The organism is Salinimicrobium gaetbulicola (assembly GCF_042676025.1).
In the GTDB taxonomy this organism is placed as follows: domain Bacteria; phylum Bacteroidota; class Bacteroidia; order Flavobacteriales; family Flavobacteriaceae; genus Salinimicrobium; species Salinimicrobium gaetbulicola.
The window spans coordinates 213,975-235,120 of the sequence record NZ_JBHTJP010000035.1; the positions used below are offsets into that span (position 1 = coordinate 213,975).

Sequence of the window (21,146 nt, forward strand, 5' to 3'; positions counted from 1 at the left end):
TATAATGTAATTCTTTACAGCTGCATTTCAGGAATTTCTCCATCAACGATGAGGGTACCTTCGGTGGCGTTTTTGATCTCTTCCACACTTACTCCAGGAGCTCTTTCTAAAAGTTTAAATCCTTCATTGGTTACTTCCAGTACTGCGAGATTAGTTACGATCTTGGTAACACAGCCTACCCCTGTTAATGGTAGGGAGCATCTTTTAAGGAGTTTTGACTCTCCTGCGCGGTTCGTGTGCATCATCGCAACGATAATGTTCTCAGCGCTGGCTACAAGGTCCATAGCGCCACCCATTCCCTTGACCATTTTACCAGGGATTTTCCAGTTTGCGATATCTCCGTTTTCAGCTACTTCCATAGCACCGAGAATGGTAAGATCAACATGCTGTCCCCTGATCATTCCAAAGCTCATGGCCGAATCAAAGTAACTGGCACCAGGTAAAGCGGTAATGGTTTGCTTTCCTGCGTTAATTAAATCGGCGTCTTCTTCTCCATCTATTGGAAAAGGACCCATTCCCAAAATCCCGTTCTCACTTTGAAATTCTACCTGAATATCATCTCGAACAAAATTGGCTACTAAAGTGGGGATCCCTATCCCCAGGTTCACATAGTAACCGTCCTTTACTTCTTTCGCGATTCGTTTTGCGATTCCTTCTTTATCTAAAGCCATTTAGTTCGATTTTGGTCTAACAGTTCGTTGCTCAATTCGTTTTTCGTAATTTTTACCCTGGAAGATCCGTTGCACGAAAATTCCCGGAATATGGATCTCGTTAGGATCTAATTCACCCGGCTTTACAAGTTCTTCCACTTCAGCCACGGTAATTTTTGCGGCACCGCACATTAACGGATTAAAGTTGCGGGCAGTTCCTTTGAAAATAAGGTTTCCTGCTTCATCCCCTTTCCAAGCCTTCACAAAGGCAAAATCTGCTTTATAAGCTTCCTCCAGAACATACATTTTTCCATCAAATTCCCGGGTTTCTTTCCCTTCGGCTACTTCAGTCCCGTAACCTGCTGGAGTATATATCGCAGGAAATCCCTGTTGGGCAGCCTGGCATTTAGCTGCAAGTGTACCCTGTGGTGTTAATTCCACTTCGAGTTCCCCGCTAAGCATTTGACGTTCAAATTCGGCGTTTTCCCCCACATAGGAAGAGATCATCTTATCGATCTGTTTCTTCTGAAGCAATAATCCCAATCCGAAATCATCCACCCCTGCGTTATTGGAGATACAAGTAAGATTTTTGACATTGAGGCGAACCAGTTCAGAGATTGAATTTTCGGGAATTCCGCATAAACCAAATCCTCCCAGCATGAAGGTCATACCGTCATGAACTCCTTCCAGAGCTCTGGTCACATCCTCTACAGTTTTCTTGATCATTGTTAGTTATTTTATTCCGAAAAATACAAAAAAATGGCCGTGTCCCAACGGATTCACGGCCATAAATGTGATTTTTATAGTAATATGTTCGTTCTAGAAGTCGAGTTCGTCCGGAAGCGAATCAACCTCGCTTTCTCCATTCTTTCCGTAGTTCTCACAATTGGTTTCAATGGTAAGGTTCTCCGGCTTTGGAAAAGCTTCTTTTGACACGTTCAGTTCTTTATCTCCATACACTTTCTTCATATAGATCGCCCAAATTGGAAGCGCCATGGTAGCTCCCTGACCGTACGTGATCCCCGGGAAGTGAACAGCACGATCTTCAGCTCCCACCCAAACTCCGGTTACCAGATTTGGGACCATTCCCATGAACCAACCATCACTTTGATTTTGTGTGGTTCCTGTTTTTCCGGCAATAGGATTCTCAAATTCATAAGGATAGCCGGTAACGGCACGTTTATAATGGTCTGCATTGACTGCCCAGTTTCCGCGCAAGCGTTGACCAGATCCATATTGAGTAACCCCTTCCATTAGATTTAGGGTAACATAGGCAGCTTCACTGCTCAACACATCTCTTGTTTCAGGCACATGCTGATAAAGGATGGTTCCGTTCTTATCCTCGATCCTGTTTACGATCACAGGTTTTACATAAACACCTTCATTGGCAAAAGCTCCATATGCCGATACCATTTCAAAAACACTAAGATCAGCCGTTCCTAAAGCAATCGAAGGAACTTCAGGAATATTTCGGGTATCAATATCCAGTTTCTCAATAAGGTTGATCACAGGTTTAGGCCCGATCCTGTCAATGAGCCTTGCAGTAACCGTATTAACCGATTTTGCAAGAGCCTTCTTTAAAGTTACCATTCCAATATACTCATCACTGCTGTCACCACTGTTTCTTGGGGTCCAGTCATTCATGTTGCCGTGTTTTCCCGCTTCAATAGTGTAGAGGGACATAGGCAAAGTATCACAAGGTGACAAGTGCAACTGGTCGATAGCGGTGGCATAGACAAATGGCTTGAAGGTGGAACCAACCTGTCTTTTCGCCTGCTTAACGTGGTCGTATTTAAAATGTTTGAAGTTCACACCTCCTACCCACGCCTTTACCTCTCCGGTTTGTGGGGTCATGGACATCATTCCCGCAAGCAGATGTGATTTATAATGTTTTATAGAATCTCTGGGAGTCATGATAGTATCCTTAACTCCATCCCAGGTAAATACCTGCATTTCGGTCTTTTTTTCGAAAGAGGCTTCGATTTCCTTTTCCGACAATCCTTGAGATCTAAGAACTCTCCAGCGCTCACTTCGTCGCATGGCATTTTTAATAAGGTCGTTCGCCTCGCCTTGAGTAATATCTCTGAAAGGAGCGGTCTTATTATTCGCATTTTGACGATCAAATTCCTTCTGAAGATTGGAGATGTGCATCTTCACCGCTTCTTCGGCATATTCCTGCATACGGGAATCGATACTGGTGTATATTTTTAACCCGTCACGGTAAATGTTGTATTCGGTTCCATCGGGCTTCGGATTCTTTGCGATCCAATCTTTAAGAAATCCCTGAAGATACACCCTGAAGTAAGTTGCAATACCTTCATCATGTCCTTGAGGAGTGAAATCTATCTTTAAAGGTAATTGCTGAAGAGAATCTTTTTCAGCTTCACTAATGTAATCGTTTACCTCCATCTGACTCAGAACCACATTTCGGCGGGAAAGTGCATTATCCTTGAATTTTTCCTTAGCAGGATTATATAGGATCGGGTTTTTCAACATGGCCACAAGAACCGCTGACTCCTCGACATTCAGATCTTTAGGCTCCTTGTCAAAGTAAATTTTTGAAGCCGAACGCACTCCTACCGCCTGATACAGAAAATCATACTTATTGAGGTACATGGTGATGATCTCTTCCTTGGTGTACTGTCGCTCCAGCCTGGTAGCAATAACCCATTCCTTCGCTTTTTGTATTATACGCGAAAGTGGGTTTCGGGAAGCATTTTCAGTAAAAAGAAGTTTTGCAAGTTGCTGAGTAATGGTGCTCGCCCCTCCTTTTTTACCCAGGTAAACCGCTGCTCTCAAAGTCCCCCTGGCATCAATACCTGCATGTTCAAAGTAACGCTCATCCTCAGTAGCAACTAGCGCCTCGATCAAATGAGGCGGCAGGTCATCAAATTTTACCGGGGTACGGTTCTCATTGTAATATTTCCCCAACGTCTCTCCATCAGAAGAAAAGATCTCTGTTGCCAGGTTGGTTTCAGGGTTTTCGAGTTCCTCGAAGGTAGGCATCGGACCGAATACACCCCACCCTGCCAGTAAGAACAATAATACTCCCAGGGAGATCCCTATTGCAAAAAGGGACCAGAACCAGGATTTATATTTACTGAATTTCCTTCTTTTTTCGGCCTCCTGCTTTTTTTCTTTCGCAGTTTTCTTAGTATTGCCCATGGGCTGCTGATAAATTAATTTGTGGTCTTTTCTATTCTGAATCCAACTTCGGTCACCCCGGCAAGTCGTTCAATTCCTTTAGTACTGTCCCTTTTCCTCATGGCTTGCTGAATGGTTACTGAATATTCACCATCTTCCTCAAACCGGAAGTTCTCTTTATACCAAAGTTTACTTTCTTTCACCTCACCAAAGCCTGTACCAAGCCATTCTCCTGAAGGTTTCGCCATATCATATTGTAACGTGTCACTGATCACTTTTCCGTAGGGAAAATTGATCTCGGTAATTACGAACAGGTTACTGTATTTATAATCTGAATTATTCCGAAGATTAATGAACAGGTTATATTCATTGAGGGTATCGGGCGCCTCTACCTTGAAGGTCACCACCGAATCCTTATGCCATTCATTGGGAAGACTTTGATAATCGTCATGCACCCTGGTCTTATCACAGGAAACAAGGAACAGGAGGCTGCAAAAAATGAAAAAAGGTATTCCCTTACCCATTCTTTTGAGGTTTTCTCTTTTTACGTTTGTTCTTACGCTTCTTTTTCCCGGAGCCTTTATTATCAAATCTCGTAAGACTGTCCTGTCCTACCGCATTAGTGAAATCTGGTTTGGACTCCTGAGGTATTTCCACGGCATATTCCTCAAGGCTGTTTACAGGTTCCTTTTTAGAATTTGCTTTAATAACGGTATTGGCCTGTTCTGCTGTAAGCGTATGCCAGTTGCTCCAGTCACCTTCATAAGCATACCAAAGTAAACCTTTGAAAATATCTATTTTTTGACATACCGCTGCACCTTTCTTAGTGTGAAGTTTCACATCGCTCTTCGGAAAATCTTTCAACGCATCAAGATACGTGTCCAGCTCATAATTGAGGCAGCACTTCAATTTTCCACACTGTCCTGCAAGTTTTTGAGGGTTGAGGGAAAGTTGTTGATATCTAGCAGCGGAAGTATTCACCGATCTGAAATCGGTTAACCAGGTAGAACAACAAAGCTCCCTTCCGCAGGAACCAATTCCTCCAAGCCTGGAGGCTTCCTGACGGAAACCAATTTGTCGCATTTCGATCCTGGTATTGAACTCGCGTGCGAATTCCTTGATCAACTGGCGAAAATCTACACGTTCTTCGGCAGTATAATAAAATGTGGCTTTTGAACCGTCTCCCTGAAATTCGATATCACTGATCTTCATCTGAAGGTTCAGTCTAATTGCGATCTCACGGGCACGCACCTTCATTTTTTCTTCCCGGTCACGGCCTTCCTGCCAGATATCAATATCTCTTTGTGAAGCTTTTCGGTAAACCCTCAGGATTTCTTTACTGTCTGGTCGTACCTTTTTCTTTTTCATTTGTACCCGTACCAGTTCTCCGGTAAGACAAATTACTCCAACATCATGTCCAGGGGCTGCTTCGGTTGCAACCACATCACCTATGCTTAAACTTAAATTTTCGGTATTCTTATAGAAATGCTTCCGCCCGTTCTTAAAACGGACTTCCACAAAATTGAACGGCTCCATTCCCTGCGGAAGTGACATATTTGACAACCAGTCAAAAACAGATAATTTGTTACATCCGTCTGTCCCACAGGTGCCGTTGTTCTTACATCCTTTCGGCTGACCATCTTTGGTCGAGCAACTACTACATCCCATAATCTATATATTGTAATCCTAGACGCTGGTGTTCCAGCGTCTGGATTTTATTTTATTTATAAAACTGCTGAGGTAAATATACCATTATTTATGGAACGCAATGCGGAGAAACTAATTGTCACCGTTTGTATAAAAGAACTTCTGAGCGTCCTTTTTTGAATATTTTGTTGCTGTTACCCTTGCCTTTACGAAGTGCTTTTTGCTCCTCATACGGTAAAGCTGCGATATCCTGGCATTCGGTAGAACAGCAGGTATTCATTTTTTCAGCGCATTCCTCACACTGAATGAACAACAGGTGACAGGCTTCATTGGCACAGTTCACATGGGTATCACAAGGTTTTCCACATTGGTGGCAATTTGAGATAACGTCCTCGCTTATGCGTTCACCTCTTCTATGGTCAAAAACGAAGTTTTTACCTAAAAATTTATTTTCCAGTTTCAGGTTTTCAACCTGCCTAGCGTACTCTATGATCCCGCCTTCAAGCTGAAAAACCTTTTTGAACCCTTTATGTTTATAGTACGCACTGGCCTTCTCACATCGAATTCCACCTGTACAGTACATAACCAGGTTTTTGTCTTCCTTATACTCCTGAATGTCTTTTTCAATTATATCAAGACTGTCCCTAAACGTATCCACATCTGGTGTCATAGCTCCTTCAAAATGACCTATTTCACTCTCATAGTGGTTTCGCATGTCAACCAGTACGGTATTAGGGTCATCAAGAAGTTCATTGAATTTTTGCGCATCCACATGTACCCCTTTATTGGTTACATCAAAGGTTTCGTCATTCAAACCATCGGCAAGGATCTTTTCCCTCACTTTCACCTTTAGTTTCAGGAATGATTTAATATCATGCTCAATAGCAATGTTCAAACGTACATTTTCAAGAAAATAGATTCCGTCAAGGAAGTTTTTGAACTCTTCAAATCTTTTTGCCGGAACAGAAAGCTGGGCGTTGATACCTTCGTGCGCGACGTAGATACGTCCTAACACTTCCATTTGATCCCAGGCTACGAAAAGGTGATTTCTAAATAATTCGGGGTTTCCAATTTTTGCATACTGATAGAAAGAGAGCGTAAGGCGGTCTTCTCCGGCCTCTTCAAGGAGTGCTTCTCTTTCTTTAGCGCTTAATTTATTGTACAGTTGCATGCTATACTAATTTTTTAAGGTTAAAGAATTTTGCGCAAAGGTAAGGCTTTAAATGAAAAAATGCCCGGATTTTGCATCGGGGCATTTTTTTTCGAACGGCTAATTCGTTATTAATATTTTTTAATTCTTCAACTAAAAATAGAAATAACGTTAGCCACCGTCCACCCGGCAACTACAACTCAGATTCACTACTGAGGCAGCACCGGAAATACTTAGAATAATATTCCTTTTTAAAAATTTCATTAGTTATAGTGTTGCTTTACCCTATAGATGCAGGAAAGTAAAAAAGGTTGCGTATTAATGTTGCGTCGATACAAAAACTTAGTATTTTAGCACCAATATCATATAAATAGAAGCTGAAAATAATGAGTAACGAGAAAGAAAAAGAAGCAAAATTAAAGGCCCTCAAACTCACTCTTGACAAGATGGATAAAACCTACGGTAAGGGAACGGTGATGAAGATGAGTGACCAGTCTGTGATGGATATAGAAGCTATTTCCAGCGGATCATTAGGACTGGACCTTGCATTAGGGGTTGGAGGTTATCCGCGCGGAAGAGTGATCGAAATATACGGACCTGAATCTTCGGGTAAGACAACTTTGACGCTTCATGCCATTGCAGAGGCTCAAAAAGCCGGTGGAATTGCAGCTTTTATTGATGCTGAACATGCTTTTGACCGTTTTTATGCTGAAAAATTAGGGATCGATCTTGAAAACCTGATCATTTCTCAGCCGGACAACGGGGAGCAGGCACTTGAGATCGCAGATAACCTGATCCGTTCAGGAGCTATCGATATTATCGTGGTGGATTCTGTGGCTGCCCTTACTCCAAAGAGTGAAATTGAAGGAGAAATGGGAGATTCAAAAATGGGATTACACGCCCGTCTTATGTCTCAGGCTCTACGAAAGTTAACAGCTTCTATCAGCAAGACACATTGCACGGTAATCTTCATTAACCAGTTAAGGGAAAAGATTGGAGTGATGTTTGGAAACCCTGAAACTACTACAGGTGGTAACGCCTTGAAATTCTATGCTTCCATTCGTCTTGACATTAGAAGGTCTACCCAAATCAAGGATAGCAACAGTGAAGTACAGGGGAATAAGACCCGTGTGAAAGTAGTGAAGAACAAGGTTGCTCCTCCTTTCAAAACAGCCGAATTTGACATCATGTATGGAGAAGGAGTTTCTAAAATTGGTGAGATCATCGACATAGGTGTTGATTATGAGATCATCAAAAAGAGCGGTTCCTGGTTCAGTTATGAAGACACCAAGCTGGGACAAGGCCGTGACGCGGTGAAAACGCTTCTAAAAGACAATCCCGACCTCATGGAGGAACTGGAAACAAAGATCAAAGACGCGATCAAAGTCGCTAAAGCATAAGCAAATAAAATCCCGAATCTTTCGGGATTTTTTGTTTTCAGGCGCAACCTTTCAGTCCAAATTGCATCTGATAAAGACAGGTCCCCAAATAACCTGAATTTAATGAAGCTATTGGAATCCAATTCACTTTTGCCCTTATTCTGTAGTTCCAAAACGGAGCACGACCCCCCTATGCAATATTTTGAAAGTGAAGATTTAACACTGGTTCCAAAGACAAATGTTGTTGCCGTGACGAATGATTTTTATATATTTAAGTTCTGGCAGGAAAGTCATGGCCGGAAGGATTCTTCCTTTTTCATTTTTGAAAACAACTGTAACAATTTAGTTCATATTGGGGATCAACCAACTCATAAAAAAATGCAAGCAACAGGATATAAAAGCGCAAGAGCAGCTTTACAGGCTCTATGCGCATAAATTATTCCCGCTTTGCCTTAAATATTCTGCCAGTTACCAGCAGGCAGAAGATAATTTACAGGATGCATTTTTAATGATTTTTAAAAAGATCCCACAGTATAAACACAAAGGTTCTTTTGAAGGATGGATGAAAAGGGTTGCTATTAATACCGCCCTACAAAAATTTAGAAAACAAACGGTTTTTGAGATCATCAATGATGATCATTTAAAAGAACCGGAGATTGAAATTGATGAAGATACTGTTTCAGTAGATTATCTACTGGAAATCATTCAGCAGCTACCCGATCGATACAGACAGGTTTTTAACCTCTATGTGCTGGACGGTTTCTCTCACAAGGAAATAGCTGAGATCATGAATATTTCTACAGGAACTTCTAAATCTAACCTGGCCAGAGCCCGGGTGATCTTGAAAGAAAAGATTGAGAAAGGCCTCAATAAATCGAGTGCCCGGTCGATATAAAATGAGTGAAAGAAAACACATAGATAGGTTATTCCAGGAGAAATTCAAAGATTTTGAAGCTACTCCCAATGAAGCTATCTGGCGGAACATTTCAGCGAAACTGCAAGAAAAAGAGCGTCGCCGTCCTATCGTTGCACCAATTTGGTCACGCGTTGCAGGAATAGCTGCTGTACTAGCCATCATCTTCTTAATTGGTGAATGGATGTTCCCTGTTTCCAACACTAGCCTTATAGCAAGTGAAGATCTGGAAGAAACCTTTGATAAAACCAACCTTTCCATAGCCGATAATTCCACTTCTGAAATTCCTGCAGAAAGCAACGAAACCAATGCGACACCCGTTTTTGAAAAGAAAAAAACTAAAGCTTCCGAAGTTCCTTCTGAAGTAAAGGTAATTCCGCTGAAAACGCCTGTTCAAAGGGAAAACATCAGTTCTTCAGAAAAAACAATAGCTTCCACCAAGACCAGTGAGGGTCCTTCTAAAAAAGAAACACTTCAGAATAAAAAGTCTCTTTTTGATGCCATAACTGAACCTGAAATAGAAGTGGCTGAAGGCGGTTCAAAAGGGAATTTTGAAGTTTCCACCCATGCCGCCCCTATTTATTACGGTAATTTTGGAAACGGAAATTTCCTTGGTTCGCAATTCAGCCAGAACAGTAAAGAAAGCGAGATCACTTATTCCTACGGGATCAACATCGCGTATTCTATTTCAGATAAGGTGAAGATCCGTTCTGGGGTGAACAAGGTTTCCATGAGCTACAACACCAGTAACATTGCGTACAATGCCATAGTGGGGCCGGCTGCATCAAATGCAATCGCCTTAAATGAGGATCCCGGTGTAGAAGTTAATTCTAAAGGAAACTTAACCAAGCAACCACTTTCAAATACCACCAAAGATGCCATTGGTAGAATGAATTCGGGGTTACTGAATCAAAAAATGGGCTTTATCGAGGTTCCTGTCGAGCTTGAATATAATCTTATCGATAAACGATTTGAGCTGAATCTTATTGGAGGTGCCAGTACCTTGTTCCTAGATGAAAATAAGATTTCTGTGAACGACGGAAATATTTCGGCGGTTGGAAAAGCCAACAACCTCAATCAGGTTAGTTTCAGCACAAACATTGGTTTAGGGCTTGATTACAATCTTTCTGAAAAATTCAAGCTGAACATGGAGCCAATGCTGAAATATCAATTCAACACCTTTAATTCTCAGTCCTCGGGCAACCAGCCTTACTACCTGGGTATCTATTCAGGGTTTAGCTTTAAATTCTAAAAATCGGGGTTGTAAAGTTCTTCCAGGATCAGATTACGGGTTTTCTCGCGTAGTTCTTTTTTATCCTCCTGAGTCTTTCCTTCGGTATCTATAAAATTCTTGACCTTTACACGCATTTTTCCAGGTTTACCTTCAAATAGGATATAAGGGAATCGGTCTCGGTTATCATAAAAGACAATAGGCACTATAGGGATCTGGTGATCAATGGCCAGTCGGAAGGCACCATCTTTAAAGGTATCCAGTATCATATCAAGATTATCGGGTACACCTCCTTCCGGAAAAATACAAATACTCGTCCCTTCATTAAGTCTCTTTTGAGCTCGGTCAAAAACCTCCTTCCGGCTTTTCTGATTTCCCCGATCTACAAGGATACAAGTGCGTTTATAGAAATATCCAAAAAGGGGTATTTTCACCAGTTCTTTTTTCCCCACAAAAACAAACGGATTGCGCACGGTAGCCAGCATTAACATAATATCTGTCATTGAGGTATGATTGGCCACCAGCATATAGCTTTTCCCCTTTTCCAGTTGTTGTTCCCGCTTTATCTTCGGAAAGAATCCCATTCCGTAGAGAATAAAGAAAGCCCACCAACGCGCTAATAGAAAGAATTGAGGATAAAATTTTGTGTGCGAAGTGAATAAAAGCAGGAAGGGGAAAAATACGATTATGGGAACAGCCATTAGGATGTAAAACCAAATTCGCCATAAGGCATTTAAAAATGACCTGAGGATCTGCATAAGCACCAAAAATAAGCAAATGGATTGAAGGAATTCCTTAAAATAGATACCTTTGTTCAAAAATAGAAAAAGCCAATGTCCAGAGTACTTACAGGAATTCAAAGCACAGGAACACCCCATTTAGGAAATATATTAGGAGCGATCATCCCGGCTATTAACATGGCCAACGATCCAAAAAATGATTCTTACCTCTTCATCGCTAACCTGCATACTTTAACACAGATCAAAGATGCGGCGATCATGAAAGAAAACACCCTTTCTACTGCGGCCACCTGGCTGGCATTTGGTTTGGACATAGAAAAATCTGTTTTTTACCGTCAAAGTGATATTCCACAGGTGACCGAACTCAACTGGTACCTGAGCTGTTTTTTCCCATATCAACGACTTACCCTGGCGCATTCTTTCAAAGATAAGGCAGACAGGCTGGAAGATGTGAATTCAGGACTTTTCACATACCCGATGTTAATGGCTGCGGATATTCTATTATATGACGCAGAAATAGTTCCGGTAGGAAAAGACCAGCTACAACACCTGGAGATGACCCGGGATGTAGCATCGAGGTTCCATACAAAAATGGGAGAAACCTTCGTAATGCCAGAAGCTAAGGTACAGGAAGAGACCATGTATGTACCGGGGACCGATGGCGCAAAAATGAGTAAATCAAAAGGAAATACTATCAATATTTTCCTTACCGATAAGAAGCTGCGCAAACAGATCATGGGTATCCAGACAGACAGTACACCACTTGAAGAGCCTAAAGATCCAGATACTTGCAACGTATTCAATCTTTATAAGATCATGGCTTCCAAAGAGCAGATCGCAGAGATGCGCAGCAATTATGAAGGCGGGAATTATGGTTATGGCCACGCCAAACAGGCACTTTACGAACTTATCGTCGCAAGATTTGAAACTGAGCGTGAGAAATATCACTACTACATGGAAAATCCTGCTAAGATCGAAGAGGCTTTGCTAGTAGGTGCGAAAAAAGCACACGAAACCGCCGATAAGGTTCTGGCCAAAGTTCGTGAAAAGCTCGGGTATTAGATCACCTCAAAAAGCTTACCCGGCAACGGCCGTACAACCCCTTTAAGTTCCATATTCAACAAAAGGCTTGCGGCCTTAAAAGTTGGGATACTACAGTTAAGAGCGATTAGATCTAATTGCTCTTTTCCGTTTTCTTTAAGGTAGCCGTAAAGCAATTTCTCTTCGGAATCAAGCTCTACAAAAAGCTGTTTCTGAACAGGGTTCAATTTTTCTTCAGGATGCCAGTTCAGGATATAGAGTAGATCAGCAGCGCTGGTTAAAACATGTGCCTGCTGTGATTTTATAAGCATATTACAACCTGAACTTTGAGTGTCTGACGGGCGACCGGGCACTGCAAAAACTTCCCGGTTATAAGAATTGGCAATATCACCCGTCACTAAAGAACCTCCTTTTTCGGCACTTTCTATGACGATGGTCGCTTCACTCATCCCCGCGATTATGCGATTCCTTTTTAGAAAATTATTACGGTCAAAGGCATCAGCACTCCAGAAATCAGTTAAAAAGCCTCCGTGTTCTTCAATGCCGCTCACGTATTTCTGGTGGATCTTCGGATAGATCTGGTTCAAACCATGGGCAAGACAACCAATTGTTTGAAGTTCATTTTTAACCGCAGCCTTCTGGGCACAGATATCGATTCCATAAGCAAACCCCGAAACGATAACCGGATCTAAGGGACTCAGTTCTTCTATCAATCGCTCACAGAATGCAAGGCCGTGATTGGTCGCATTGCGAGTTCCCACTATGCTGATGATCTTTTTTTGTTTGAGATCGATATTTCCACGTTGAAAAAGGAGAATTGGACCATCAAGGCAATGTTTAAGTTTTTCAGGATAATCCTCATCTTGAAAATAGAGGCATTTGATCCTGTTCCTTTCTATGAATTCAATTTCTTTTTCAGCTGCGCGGAGGTGAGAAGGATCCTTCAGATCTTGAAGTTTGAATTTACCAACCCCATCAATTTTAAGCAGTGTGTTCAATTTTTCTTTGAAAACAGCTTCCGCAGAACCCGCATGCCTGATGAGTTTTTTAGCCGTGGCATCGCCCAGGTTCGGGACGTGCTGTAGCGCCAGAATAAATTGTAGATCAGACAGATGCATGCTTATTGGATATATTTAAATTTAGTCTAAAAATTTGTTAATAAAATTGGCCCGGGCTGTTTTATCTGAAATTAAAATGTTTTACATTTGTTCAAATGGCAGTAGAAAATTACATACACGATCTTTTGTACCGGTATGAATGTGTGATCCTACCGGGATTCGGTGCATTTATCACCCAACAGCATTCAGCTCAAATTCATTCAGCTACCAACCAGTTCTACCCTCCTAAAAAGACGGTTTCTTTTAACCGCCAGTTGGTTAACAACGATGGTTTGTTGGCTAATTATATCATGGAGGCCGAAAAGACCGGGTATGAAAATGCCATTTTCAAGATCAATTCTTTCGTTCAGGAACTGAATACCGTTCTAAAGGAAAACAAGACCGTTAGTTTTGGTCCTGTTGGATCTTTAAGGCTTACAGAAGATGATAAACTTCAGTTCGAGCCTTCTTCTAATAATGATTACCTGACGGAAGCTTTTGGACTTAGTTCGGTTGCTTCTTCAGAAATTACCAGGGAAACCTACAAGAAACAAGCAATTGCTCTGGAAGAGAAAGCGCCAGTAGCTTTCACTCCCGAAAAACGAGCTTCCAACTGGCTGAAATATGCCGCCGTAGGATTGCTTGCCATAGGACTTAGTGGTGCTGCCGGCCTGAATTTCTACAGCAATCAGGTTAACGAACACAATATAGCCGAACAGCAAAAAGCGGCTTCCCAATTGGAAAACCAAATTCAGCAGGCAACGTTTGTAATTGACAATCCGCTGCCAGCTGTGACATTAAAGGTTTCAAAGCAAACCGGAAAATACCACATTGTAGCGGGTGCTTTCAGAATGCAGGAAAATGCAGAAAAGAAAGTGCAGCAGCTAAAGGCCGAAGGGCATAAGGCGCGCGAGATCGGTGCGAACAGGTTCGGGCTTCACCAGGTTGTTTACAGCAGCTACGAAGACAGACTGGAAGCCTTAAGAGCTCTACGTGAAGTAAAAACTGCCAATCCTGGTGCCTGGTTACTGGTACAGGAGCTGTAATTACAACACCCATCTATCAACATCCTTTTTGGGAGAATAGTATTTTAATATACCATTAACGCGAATGGTTTGTTAAAGCAACTTACCTTTGCCAAAAATTTAGCTTCATGCACGCAAAAACTCCGGAAGAATCCAGAACTACTATGACCGACCTGGTTTTACCTAGTGAAACCAATCCCTTAAACAACCTTTTTGGAGGGGAATTATTAGCGAGAATGGACAGAGCTGCCAGTATCGCTGCCAGACGTCACAGCCGAAGAATAGTAGTGACTGCCTCTGTAAACCACGTTGCATTTAATAAAGCAGTGCCTCTTGGGAGTGTAGTGACCGTAGAAGCGGCCGTTTCCCGGGCTTTTAAGACCTCTATGGAGATCTATATCGATGTTTGGGTCGAAGACCGCGAGAGTGGTACCCGAAGTAAGGCAAATGAAGCTATTTACACGTTTGTAGCAGTCGATGAAACCGGAACTCCGGTTAAAATTCCAACTCTTGAGCCTGAAACCGATCTTGAAAAAGAGCGTTTCGCCGCTGCCTTAAGAAGAAAACAATTGAGTTTGGTGCTCGCCGGGAAAATGAAACCGGGAGAAGCCACTGAACTGAAAGCCCTTTTCGAAAACAGTTAGTTGTAATTACATTTTGTAGATCCAGTCAGCCGGATCTAGCTTTTGGTTGTTCTTAAACATTACGAAGTATAATGTAGTTCGGCCGTCTGTAATATCAGTTGCAATTTTTCCGATTTCATCACCCATGTTTACTTGTTGACCCTTTCGAACGTTTGAAGATGAAAGATGATTGTACACGGTTATATAATCACCATGCCTTAGCATGACCATTAAACTTGAGCCTTTTATTGCTATTATTTCACTTACGGTACCGGCAAAAACGGCTCTAGCACTGGATCCCGGATCTGTAGCAATTCTAACTCCATTACTGTTCTTAGTTGCCGATTTTACAATGGGGTGAGGTTGAACTCCAAATTTCATGACAACGGTACCAGTTCTAACAGGCCACGGCAATTTACCTTTATTCGATGCAAAGTTCGCGGCAAGAGCCTTGGCTTCAGGAGTTAGTGCAAATACTTCCCTAGAAGTAGATCCGCTTTCTTCATTATTTTTTGCAATAGCATCGGCAATTATTTTTTCAATAGCTCGGTCGATTGAATTAATTTCCTTTTGTTTTCTGTTGAGTTCGGCAGCAAATTGTCCCTCCTTTTTTCGAATTGTGGAAACCAAAACTTCCTGCGCTTTCTTACTTTCCTCCAGCTGCGCCCTGGTGGCTCTGTTCTCGGCGATCAGTTTTTCCTTGGTCTTTTTCTGCTCTGCCAGGTTTTGATTTAACTTTTGAAGATCTTCGGTGCGGGTTTTTATCTCATCTCCCTGTTGTTTCCTGTAGTTGGCATATTGCTTCATGTACTGAAGCCTTTTATAGGCCTGTAGAAAGCTTTCCGCGGAAAGAAGGAACATGATCCTGCTTTGCTGACTTTTACTTCTGTAGGACTTCTGGATCATCCTGCTGTAATCCTCTTTCAGCTTCTCCAACTCCTTACGAAGCGTCCCGATCTTATTCTGATTGGAATTTATTTCACGGGTAAGCAGGTTTGCCTGTTGATTGGTGACCCTGATAAGACTCTCGGTAGCGCGTATCTTCTGCTGAAGATCTTCCACCTCGGTAAGGATAGATTTCTCCTTCTTAAGGTTCGAGGTCCTGAGGTTATTGATCCGTTTTATCTCCTGTTGAAGTTCCAGCCTGCGCTGTTCAAGCTCTTCACGTTTGTCGGTTTGGGAAAAAGTTTGCAGGTTAAAAAACAGCAAACCTATGAGGATCAAATGTCTTACAAGGGGTCTTGTCATTATTCTAGTGAAATTTCATCGTAGCCCGAAGGTATGGAAAATGGAAAAGATACAGGCACATTAAAATCAACTCCTCTAAACTGCATATCTATTCGGGTGTTTTGTGCGCCTTCATTGGCCACAATCTGTATCTCACCCGGAAATAACTGCTGGCCTATTTTCTGATACTGGGGATAAGTGACCGTCACACTTCGGTTCGCGTTCGCCTGCCCTATTTGCTGAGCTACGGCTTTAAAATTACCGGCGTCCAAAAGAAATAGTTTTTTCAAAAATCCTTCCGCGGAAGGCTCCAGCTGATACCCTCGTGAAGATTCGGTTAATTTATACCGCTCATCCCTGAGATCATAAATAGCCTGCCCTATCAATAAGTTCTGAACTTTTTGATAATCCAGGGGAGTTCCCAAAAGATCGCTCAGCAACCTGAAGTCACCATCAAAATAGGTTTTTGAGATCTTTTCATAGAAGCGCACTGAATTTGGAGTGATCATGACCTTAGCTAATGGAATGCCCAGTAATTGGCCGCTCATCCAGATAGTATCATTCTTCTTCATCCTGAAATTCACGGTCACGCTTTGATCCCTTTCTTCGGTCGAGTATCGTACACTCAGTTTACCCTGTAGCGTCTCAAAATTGGCTTCATTAGTGTAATGCTGTGCTACCACTGCCGCGAGAGCCTCATCTTCGGGCGCCACGGTTCCCATCTTTGCATTACGGCTACCACAGGAAGCCAGGATCACTAAGGAAAACAGTAAGAGCGTTATTTGAAATTTCTTATTCATCAATTTTTTTAATTTTCGGGTTCATTTGCCTTTTCTCTGAATTTCGAAGCTTTTTCCGGCTCATTTAACCCGTTGTAAGTATTAACCAATTCCGAATAAAAACTGGTTTCCATTACACGGTCATCGATCAAATAATCCAATCCAAAAAGCAGACTTTCCTCGGCTTCCCGGTACTTCTTCAATTCATTCAGCGCTTTCCCTTTAAAAAGGTACAACATAGGTTGGGACGGAAAGATCTCCAGGGCTTTATCACTTAATGCCACCGCTTCTTCATTCTTATCGAATTCCAGTTGCAGTTCCAGCACGTCGCGGTAAAGACCAAAATTATCGGTTTCTGTCTCAAGCGCCAGTTCGAAGTACTTCAAAGCCTGTTCCTTTTTTCTCTTTTCAAGAAAAAAAGTTCCTAGTTGCCCATAAACCTTGGTATTATTTTCCTCCTCTGAAAAGATTCCAACGAGCGTAATAAGCTCATCCTCCAGCGTTGGGTTTTCTGAAACATACAGCAGAAAATCGTTCAACGCCTGATATTTAGTCGATTCATCTATTTCCCCACTGGAGAGCACGACCTTCATCGATTCAACGGCCTCTTCCGTTTCATTCTCATTGAGATGAAATTTATAAAGCGCCAGGTGCACCAATTCTGATTCGGGATCCATTTCAAGGAGTTTTTTGGCCGTTTCAAAAGCCTCCTCGGGGCGCCCATTCTCACTGTATACAAAAATGAGATTCAGATAACTTTTCTCATCGGTAGAATCTTTAGCGATGTTGTCCTGCAACTCTTTAAGTTGTGCATCTACATTATTGGTTTGGGAATATACCTGCCTTCTCAAACTATCGCGACTGGTACTGGAGCCTTTTTTCGCATCTAATGAATCCAGGAGTTTTATGGCGATATCAAAGTTTTCATTCAGAATTTGAAGGTTCACCAGGTCTTCGGAATAAGAAGTATCCAGAATGGCCAGGGTCTTCACTACCGGTAACGCTTTTTCGAAGCTCCTGCTTAAAAAATACGATTTATAGAGCTCCTGTAAAATCGCCGTATTCTTGGGAACTTTTTTGCGTCCCGTTTCAAGATAAGCAGCTGCTTCATCAAACTGCTGTAAGGCATTGAAGTTCTTTCCTAGCTCAAGGTAAACTACCGGTCTCGCCTCCAGAGAAAGGCTTTTAAGCAAGGCATCTATAGCCTTCCCGTAATTCTCGATTGCCTTTTGTTTAAGAGCTTCAAAAAAGTATTCCTGGAATGCATCTTCTACATCGCCCAGAGAATCTGAAGCAACTTCCACCACAGGTTTTCCCTTTTCCTGAGCATTGACTGAACCGGAAAAAGATAGCAAGGCGAAAAAGGTGATTATCAGGAAATATTTCTTCATACTTTTTTCGCCTTATGTTTTAATTATCTATTCTAAAACCGAATAATCGCCTATGCTGATCTCAGTAAACTCACCATTAAATTTAGCAAAGTTTCCTATCATGGCGTTCTTAAGTTTGGCATTTTCAACTTCCGAGAAGGTTTGGATCAAACTGTTCTCAATAGTCGAGTTCGTGATCTTACAACCATTTCCGATGGAAACATTCGGACCAATTTTCGCATTTTTAAGCACCACGTTCTCCCCAATAAAGCAAGGTTCAATGATCTCTGAATTTTCCATTTTCAGATCTTTAGAAACCAGTTCTTCCCCGTCTTCCTGAAGGAAATTGAGCATGCGGGTATTGGTTTCAACAGTCACCTGTTTGTTCCCGCAGTCCATCCACTCATCCACTTTTCCGGGAACAAAGATCTTCCCTTTCTGTTTCATGGCTTCGATCCCGTCATTGATCTGATACTCCCCGCCTCTTATGATGTTCTTATCCAGAACTTCCTGAAGTTCATTCTTCAGGACTGCAACATCTTTGAAGTAGTATATCCCGATCACAGCAAGATCTGAAACGAACTCAGATGGCTTTTCTACCAGGTCAACGATCTGTTTTTTGTCATTCAGCTGCACTACGCCATACGCTGAAGGGTTTTCTACCTGTTTTACCCATATCACCCCATCTGCATCTTTATCTAACGTAAAATCGGCTTTAAAAAGTGTATCTGCATAAGCGATCACCGCGGGACCCTCAAGTGAATCCTTTGCACACATGATTGCGTGACCGGTACCAAGGGGTTTGTCCTGGTAGTAAATGGTTCCTTTCGCACCCAATGCCTGGGCAATATCCTTAAGGTCTGATTCCACTTTTTCTCCGAAATCCTCCCCGATTATAAAGGCGATCTCATCGATCTTCTCATCCAATACCTTGGCAATATCTTCCACAAGACGGTGGACAATAGGTTTTCCTGCAATTGGAATTAATGGTTTAGGTACTGTTAGGGTATGGGGGCGAAGACGCGAACCGCGACCTGCCATAGGTACTATAATTTTCATTATTTCAGATTTGAGTATTTAGTCGTGAGAATTGAGTTGAATTTTTTAGCACAATTCTCCCGGTATATTTTTGTTAACTGTTAATTGATCATTGTTTATTGTTCATTGACCCTTGTTACTTTGTTCCGGTGCTGCCAAAGCCGCCTGCACCACGTGATGTTTCTTCAAGCACTTCAACCTCTTTCCAGAAAATGTGCTCATGACGTGCGATCACCAGCTGGGCAACGCGCTCTCCGTTCTCAACAGTAAAAGCATCATTTGAAAGGTTTACCAGGATCACCCCTATCTCACCACGGTAATCTGCATCGATTGTGCCCGGAGAATTCAGTACGGTAATGCCTTTTTTTGCTGCCAGTCCGCTTCTTGGTCTCACCTGGGCTTCATATCCAACTGGGAGTTCAATAAAAAGTCCGGTTTTGATAATGGCTCTTTCAAGAGGTTTTAAAGTCACCGGTTCAGAAAGGTTCGCTCTCAGGTCCATTCCTGCTGAACTTCCGGTCTCATATGCCGGCAAGTCGTGCTGGGACTTGTTGATAATCTTTACGTTCATGTGTTTTGATTTTCTTCGGAAGCTATGTTTGAGGCTTCTTCAAAAGTTGTTTTAATTGGTCTTTTTCAGCAAAATATATTAGGCCGAAAAAGATAAGAATTAATATACTGCCTAAATAATAATTATTTCTAAAAACATAGAAATAGACCGCCGAAAAAGTAATGGAAAGCAGCAGGTAACTGCCTATTCTTTTAAGGTCATAGGGAATGGGATAATATTTTCTTCCAAAATAAAAAGACAACAACATCATGCTGCCGTATGCCGCCATGGTGGCGATCGCCGAACCGACATAACTGAAATAAGGGATCAGCCAGAAGTTCAACACCAACGTGACCACCGCTCCGAAAATGGATATATAACCCGCGAACTTTGTACGATCACTCACCTTGTACCAAACCGAAAGGTTATGATAGATCCCTAAAAAAAGGTTTGCCATCAAGATCATTGGCACCACTTTCATCGCTTCCCAATAAGAGGAATCGCGGATCAATAAAAGTTTGAGCAGGTCTGAAAATACCGTGACAGTAATAAGGATGGCTGCTCCAAAGATCACAAAATACTTGGTGATCATTGCGTATGTTTTGGTAGCGTCCTTCTCTTTAGCATGACTAAAGAAGAAGGGCTCGATTCCCATTCTAAAAGCAGTTGCGAACAGCGTCATAAACAGGGCGAGCCTGTAACACGCGGCGTAAGCTCCCACTTCAGACTTTGCGATATCTTCAGGAAGCAGCTTACCTAAAAGGATCTTATCGAAAACCTCATTAATTACAAAACCAATCCCGGCGATAAGAATCGGGCTTCCGTAGCGAAGCATCTTTTTCCATAGCTGTGTATTGAATTGATATTTCAGCTTCAGGTAGAACGGAAGCATTACCAGTAAAGTAAGCGCACTTGCGATTAAGTTGGAGATGAAGATATATGCGATCTCAAAATCCGGTTTGTAGATCTTTTGAAGCATTGCGCTGTCTTCTGCCCAAATTGGGAGGAAAACGATAAAGAAAATATTCAGTCCCAGATTTACGGCAACGTTTCCAATCTTGACCAGAGCGAAAACCATGGGACGTTCTGTCGCCCGTAACCAGGCAAACGGAATTGTCACCAGGGCATCCAAAGCGAGAATCAATAATACATAGACGATATAATGCGAAGCGATATCGGTTGCTTCGGAAAGATCATCCTTCAGCAGAAAACCTAGCGCCAGAAATATTGTCGTGGTTCCAATTAGAGATATGGAAGAAGTGGAGACAACCTCTTTCCTGAAATCTTCCTGGTGGAAAAACCTGAAAAAAGAGGTTTCCATACCATAGGCCAGCAAGACATTAAATACGGCGATCCAGGAAAATACAATGGCTACTTCTCCAAAACCTTCGGTAGGCAGATAGGCGGAGTACAGCGGCAACAACAGAAAGGATAACATCCTTGGTACCACCGTGGCTACGCCATAAATAAAGGTTTGCTTAAATAGTTTTTGAAGGAGGGCCAATAGTAATTTGGTTGAGTTTTATCTCACAAATGTACTAT

Annotated in this window: 20 protein-coding genes; 6 read left to right on the forward strand and 14 right to left on the reverse strand. The window is 42.1% G+C overall.

The window, feature by feature from the left end:
* Nucleotides 1-14: 14 nt before the first annotated feature.
* The 6 genes from ACFQ1G_RS10265 to trhO form a co-directional block, all read right to left on the reverse strand.
* On the reverse strand, nucleotides 15-671 hold the full coding sequence (locus ACFQ1G_RS10265; RefSeq protein ID WP_380739240.1) for a CoA transferase subunit B: 657 nt from the start codon (nucleotides 669-671) through the stop codon (nucleotides 15-17).
* Nucleotides 672-1,376 (reverse strand): CoA transferase subunit A, encoded by a 705-nt coding sequence (locus tag ACFQ1G_RS10270; RefSeq protein WP_380739242.1) that lies wholly within the window; start codon nucleotides 1,374-1,376, stop codon nucleotides 672-674.
* Between the two features lie 93 nt (nucleotides 1,377-1,469).
* Entirely contained in the window at nucleotides 1,470-3,815 is a 2,346-nt protein-coding gene (locus ACFQ1G_RS10275; RefSeq protein ID WP_380739244.1) for a penicillin-binding protein 1A, read from the reverse strand.
* 14 nt (nucleotides 3,816-3,829) lie between these two features.
* The gene (locus ACFQ1G_RS10280) at nucleotides 3,830-4,318 is read right to left on the reverse strand and encodes a gliding motility lipoprotein GldH (protein ID WP_380739246.1); all 489 of its coding nucleotides are present in this window, start codon (nucleotides 4,316-4,318) and stop codon (nucleotides 3,830-3,832) included.
* Nucleotides 4,311-5,462 carry a PSP1 domain-containing protein gene (locus tag ACFQ1G_RS10285; protein WP_380739248.1) on the reverse strand — a complete coding sequence of 384 codons (1,152 nt, stop codon included), beginning with the start codon at nucleotides 5,460-5,462 and terminating at the stop codon, nucleotides 4,311-4,313. Before ACFQ1G_RS10285 ends, ACFQ1G_RS10280 begins: the two co-directional genes overlap by 8 nt.
* A gap of 118 nt (nucleotides 5,463-5,580) precedes the next feature.
* A complete protein-coding gene (gene trhO / locus ACFQ1G_RS10290) occupies nucleotides 5,581-6,612 on the reverse strand; it encodes an oxygen-dependent tRNA uridine(34) hydroxylase TrhO (RefSeq protein WP_380739250.1) in 1,032 nt (343 codons plus the stop codon).
* A 365-nt stretch (nucleotides 6,613-6,977) separates the two neighbouring features.
* Here trhO and recA point away from each other — a divergent pair, with 365 nt between their 5' ends.
* From recA to ACFQ1G_RS10305, 3 genes are all read left to right on the forward strand, one after another.
* Nucleotides 6,978-7,991, forward strand: a complete 1,014-nt coding sequence (recA, locus tag ACFQ1G_RS10295; protein ID WP_380739251.1) for a recombinase RecA — start codon at nucleotides 6,978-6,980, stop codon at nucleotides 7,989-7,991.
* Nucleotides 7,992-8,322: 331 nt separating this feature from the next.
* Complete coding sequence (locus ACFQ1G_RS10300; RefSeq protein WP_380739252.1) at nucleotides 8,323-8,865, forward strand: RNA polymerase sigma factor; 543 nt, start codon at nucleotides 8,323-8,325, stop codon at nucleotides 8,863-8,865.
* Nucleotide 8,866: 1 nt separating this feature from the next.
* Nucleotides 8,867-10,135, forward strand: coding sequence for an outer membrane beta-barrel protein (locus ACFQ1G_RS10305; protein WP_380739254.1), 1,269 nt, complete (start codon nucleotides 8,867-8,869; stop codon nucleotides 10,133-10,135).
* On the opposite strand, the gene ACFQ1G_RS10310 is transcribed toward ACFQ1G_RS10305, so the two are convergent.
* Complete coding sequence (locus tag ACFQ1G_RS10310; protein ID WP_380739256.1) at nucleotides 10,132-10,872, reverse strand: lysophospholipid acyltransferase family protein; 741 nt, start codon at nucleotides 10,870-10,872, stop codon at nucleotides 10,132-10,134. The two genes, ACFQ1G_RS10305 and ACFQ1G_RS10310, sit on opposite strands and share 4 nt — an antisense overlap.
* 75 nt (nucleotides 10,873-10,947) lie before the next feature.
* Between ACFQ1G_RS10310 and trpS the strand changes: the two genes are divergently transcribed.
* On the forward strand, nucleotides 10,948-11,916 hold the full coding sequence (gene trpS / locus ACFQ1G_RS10315; protein WP_380739258.1) for a tryptophan--tRNA ligase: 969 nt from the start codon (nucleotides 10,948-10,950) through the stop codon (nucleotides 11,914-11,916).
* Here trpS and dprA read toward each other — a convergent pair.
* Complete coding sequence (gene dprA / locus ACFQ1G_RS10320; protein ID WP_380739259.1) at nucleotides 11,913-13,013, reverse strand: DNA-processing protein DprA; 1,101 nt, start codon at nucleotides 13,011-13,013, stop codon at nucleotides 11,913-11,915. The genes trpS and dprA overlap by 4 nt on opposite strands.
* A 95-nt stretch (nucleotides 13,014-13,108) precedes the next feature.
* On the opposite strand from dprA, the gene ACFQ1G_RS10325 reads away from it, so the two are divergent.
* Nucleotides 13,109-14,038, forward strand: coding sequence for an HU domain-containing protein (locus tag ACFQ1G_RS10325; protein WP_380739261.1), 930 nt, complete (start codon nucleotides 13,109-13,111; stop codon nucleotides 14,036-14,038).
* A gap of 107 nt (nucleotides 14,039-14,145) precedes the next feature.
* Nucleotides 14,146-14,661, forward strand: coding sequence for an acyl-CoA thioesterase (locus ACFQ1G_RS10330; protein ID WP_380739263.1), 516 nt, complete (start codon nucleotides 14,146-14,148; stop codon nucleotides 14,659-14,661).
* 6 nt (nucleotides 14,662-14,667) lie between these two features.
* Here the strand turns inward: ACFQ1G_RS10330 and ACFQ1G_RS10335 are convergent, their stop codons facing one another.
* The 6 genes from ACFQ1G_RS10335 to ACFQ1G_RS10360 all read right to left on the reverse strand — a co-directional run bounded on the left by ACFQ1G_RS10335 (nucleotide 14,668) and on the right by ACFQ1G_RS10360 (nucleotide 21,108).
* The gene (locus ACFQ1G_RS10335) at nucleotides 14,668-15,888 is read right to left on the reverse strand and encodes a murein hydrolase activator EnvC family protein (RefSeq protein ID WP_380739265.1); all 1,221 of its coding nucleotides are present in this window, start codon (nucleotides 15,886-15,888) and stop codon (nucleotides 14,668-14,670) included.
* Nucleotides 15,888-16,667, reverse strand: a complete 780-nt coding sequence (locus ACFQ1G_RS10340; protein ID WP_380739266.1) for a DUF4292 domain-containing protein — start codon at nucleotides 16,665-16,667, stop codon at nucleotides 15,888-15,890. Before ACFQ1G_RS10340 ends, ACFQ1G_RS10335 begins: the two co-directional genes overlap by 1 nt.
* Nucleotides 16,668-16,675: 8 nt before the next feature.
* A complete protein-coding gene (locus ACFQ1G_RS10345) occupies nucleotides 16,676-18,037 on the reverse strand; it encodes a tetratricopeptide repeat protein (protein ID WP_380739268.1) in 1,362 nt (453 codons plus the stop codon).
* A 27-nt stretch (nucleotides 18,038-18,064) separates the two neighbouring features.
* Nucleotides 18,065-19,075: a sugar phosphate nucleotidyltransferase gene (locus ACFQ1G_RS10350; RefSeq protein ID WP_380739270.1), complete on the reverse strand. Its 1,011-nt coding sequence runs from the start codon at nucleotides 19,073-19,075 to the stop codon at nucleotides 18,065-18,067.
* Nucleotides 19,076-19,190: 115 nt separating this feature from the next.
* Nucleotides 19,191-19,625: a dUTP diphosphatase gene (gene dut / locus ACFQ1G_RS10355; protein WP_380739272.1), complete on the reverse strand. Its 435-nt coding sequence runs from the start codon at nucleotides 19,623-19,625 to the stop codon at nucleotides 19,191-19,193.
* Nucleotides 19,626-19,647: 22 nt separating this feature from the next.
* Nucleotides 19,648-21,108 carry an oligosaccharide flippase family protein gene (locus ACFQ1G_RS10360; RefSeq protein ID WP_380739274.1) on the reverse strand — a complete coding sequence of 487 codons (1,461 nt, stop codon included), beginning with the start codon at nucleotides 21,106-21,108 and terminating at the stop codon, nucleotides 19,648-19,650.
* Between the last annotated feature and the right edge of the window lie 38 nt (nucleotides 21,109-21,146).